Here is a 2,894-nt window from a genome sequence, read left to right as displayed (position 1 = left end):
TGCGACGCGCGCTGGCGCCCGTCGATCGCCGCCGTTCAGCGGCTGCCATCGGCGGCCCGAGGTGGCCGCACGGCGGCGTTCGCCACCCCGCGCGCGGCCGAGGGGCGCGCGCCCGCGTCAGAACCGATAGCGCGCGAACAGCGACGGGCCGTCGAGGTCGATGTCGAGGCCCGCGTCGTAGAGATCGCCATTGCGGCGCAGGCGGATGCGCGAGACGCCGTACTCGGCGCCGACGCCGACGTCGTGCCACGGGAACCACTCCAGGCCGATGCGCGCGTCGTAGATGTGCCCCGACAGCGCCCCGCCGTTCTTGCGCACGCCCGACGCATCGAGGTAGACGCGCAGGTCCTCGGAGAACGCGTGCCTGTAGCCGAGCGTCACGAGCGGCGCGACCGCGTCCTCGTCCCAGCGCTGCGCGACGTCGGTCGAGACGCCGTTGAGGGTCGCGGTGCCCGTCACGCGCAGTTTCGCCTGGTAGTAGACCGCACCGAGACCGAGGCCGAACACGTCGTCCTCGCCGCCGAACCAGAAGCGCCATGCGGCGCTGCCCGCGGCGAGGTCGAACTTCGCGGTCAGGGTCGAATCGAGGTCGTACGCCGTACCCTGGTACGAGAACGGCTGGTCGAGCACGTGGCGGGTCGAGCGGCCGAGCGAGTAGTAGTCGAACGTGAGCCCTTGCGACTCCCAGAACACCAGATCGAGGCGTGCGCGACCGACCGTCTCGTGGCCGGAAGCGAGATCGACGCGACCCGTGTCGATGCCGCCCGGATCGGTGCTCGCGCGAATCGCGAGATCGGCATTGGTGAAATAGCCGCCGAGCCAGAGGCTCGCGGGATCGAGCGCGCGCGATTCGGCACGAGCGGCGTCGGTCGCGAACACGGCGAGGGTCGCGGCGAACAGGCGGGAGCAGGCAGTCGTCACGGTCGTCGTCCTCCATCGTGTCGGAGGATTTTGCCGCAACATGCGCGCGCGGCGATCACCGCCACGGCGGCCCCGTTGGGCCGCGATTCAGTGCGGCTTCGAGCGCGGACGGAACGCGAGCGGCATGGGCGCGTCGGCCGGTCGCGACTGCGCCGCGGAGCAACCGCCGCAGCTGGAACAGCCGTCGCCGCAGCTCGCGCCCGTGGTCGCCTTCGGCTGCAGGCGCGCGGCGAGCAGCCGCAGCCACGCGGGCTTGCCGGCGCGATCGAGCGGCGCGAGCATGCGAGCCTGCAGGCGTCGCATCGTCACGGGCAGCAACCGATGCAGCGCCGACCATGCGCTCCACACGACCGCGAGCGCGAGCACGATCGCCTGCAGCAACGACGCGCTCATGTCAGGGCCCTCGCGATCTGGTAGGTGACGAACGACGCGAGATACGCGAGGCCGAACAGGTAACCCGCGGCGATCCAGACGTTGCGCCACGAATTCGTCTCGCGTCGGATCACCGCGAGCGTGGACATGCATTGCGGCGCGAACACGTACCACGCGAGCAGCGACAGCGCGGTCGCGAGCGACCACTGCGCGGCGATCGTCGCACCGAGCGCCGTCTCGGCGCCGTCGCCCGCCGACAGTGCGTACACGGTCGCGAGCGAGGACACGGCGACTTCGCGCGCGGCCAGGCCCGGGATCAACGCGACGCAGATCTGCCAGTTGAAGCCGATCGGCGCGAATACGACCGTCATCCACTTGCCGATATGGCCTGCGAAGCTGTAGTCGATCGGCGGCTGCGTCGCGCCGTCCGGCGGCGCCGGGAAGCTCGACAGGAACCACAGCAGCACGGTCAACGCGAGCAGGATGCCGCCGACGCGGCGCAGGAAGATCTTCGCGCGCTCCCACAGCCCCCACAGCACGTCGCGCGGGTTCGGCATGCGATAGGACGGCAGCTCCATGATGAGCGCGTGGTCGCTCTTGTCGCTGCGCAGGCGCTTGATCACCCACGCGACCGCGAGCGCGCTCGCGATGCCGGCGAAGTACAGCGTGAACAGCACCACGCCCTGCAGGTTGAACACGCCGAGCACCGCGTGCCGCGGGATGAACGCGGCGATCAGCAGCGTGTACACGGGCAGGCGCGCCGAACACGTCATGAGCGGGGCGACGAGGATCGTCGTGAGGCGGTCGCGCGGGTCGGCGATGCTGCGCGTCGCCATGATGCCCGGGATCGCGCAGGCGAAGCTCGACAGCAGCGGGATGAACGAGCGCCCGGTCAGACCCGCCTTGAACATGAGCTTGTCGAGCAGGAACGCCGCGCGCGGCAGGTAGCCCGATTCCTCGAGCACGAGGATGAACAGGAACAGCACGAGGATCTGCGGCAGGAACTCGAGCACGGTGCCGAGTCCGGCGAAGATGCCGTCGGTGACGAGGCTCTGCAGCAGCGGCATCGACGCGAGCAGGCCGCCGACCCAGGCGCCGCTCGCGGCGACCGCGGCCGACACCGCGTCCTGCAGCGGCGCGGCCCACGAGAACACGGCCTGGAAGATCAGGAACATCACGGTCGCGAGGATCGCGAGGCCGAACACCGGATGCAGCACGATCGCATCGATCGCGTCGTCGGCCGCGGCCGTCGCGCGCGGCATCGTCACGGTCGCGGCGAGCAGCGCGCGCACGCGCGCGTGCAGGTCGTCCTCGATCGGCGGCGTGCCGGATGCAACGAGGTCGCCGGCTCCCGAGGCGGGTGCCGGAACCTGCGGCACGGGCATCGCGTCGATGCGTTCGACGAGCGCGGCCGCACCGCCCTGCTTCACCGCGATCGTCTCGACCACGGGCATGCCGAGTGCGGATTCGAGCGCGGCCGTATCGATGCGGATGCTGCGCTTGTGCGCGGCATCGATCATGTTGAGCGCGAGCACCATGGGCCGGCCGAGCCGCTTCACCTCGAGCACGAAGCGCAAGTGCAGGCGCAGGTTGGTCGCGTC

Annotated in this window: 3 protein-coding genes; all 3 read right to left on the bottom strand. The window is 70.7% G+C overall.

Annotated elements, in window-relative coordinates:
- Nucleotides 1-117: 117 nt before the first annotated feature.
- A complete protein-coding gene (locus VI238_RS14305; RefSeq protein WP_331652522.1) occupies nucleotides 118-921 on the bottom strand; it encodes a hypothetical protein in 804 nt (267 codons plus the stop codon).
- An 87-nt stretch (nucleotides 922-1,008) separates the two neighbouring features.
- On the bottom strand, nucleotides 1,009-1,314 hold the full coding sequence (locus VI238_RS14300; RefSeq protein ID WP_331652520.1) for a DUF6587 family protein: 306 nt from the start codon (nucleotides 1,312-1,314) through the stop codon (nucleotides 1,009-1,011).
- The coding region (gene feoB, locus VI238_RS14295) for a ferrous iron transporter B (RefSeq protein ID WP_331652518.1) at nucleotides 1,311-2,894 on the bottom strand (1,584 nt) is incomplete at its 5' end. The genes feoB and VI238_RS14300, both read right to left, overlap by 4 nt.

Source organism: Dokdonella sp. (assembly GCF_036518555.1).
Lineage (GTDB): Bacteria > Pseudomonadota > Gammaproteobacteria > Xanthomonadales > Rhodanobacteraceae > Dokdonella_A.
This window is presented reverse-complemented; position numbering and strand designations above follow the sequence as displayed.

Excerpts from the sequence above, each read along its gene's own strand:
- VI238_RS14300 (WP_331652520.1), bottom strand. The coding sequence starts at position 1,314 with ATGAGCGCGTCGTTGCTGCAGGCGATCGTGCTCGCGCTCGCGGTCGTG.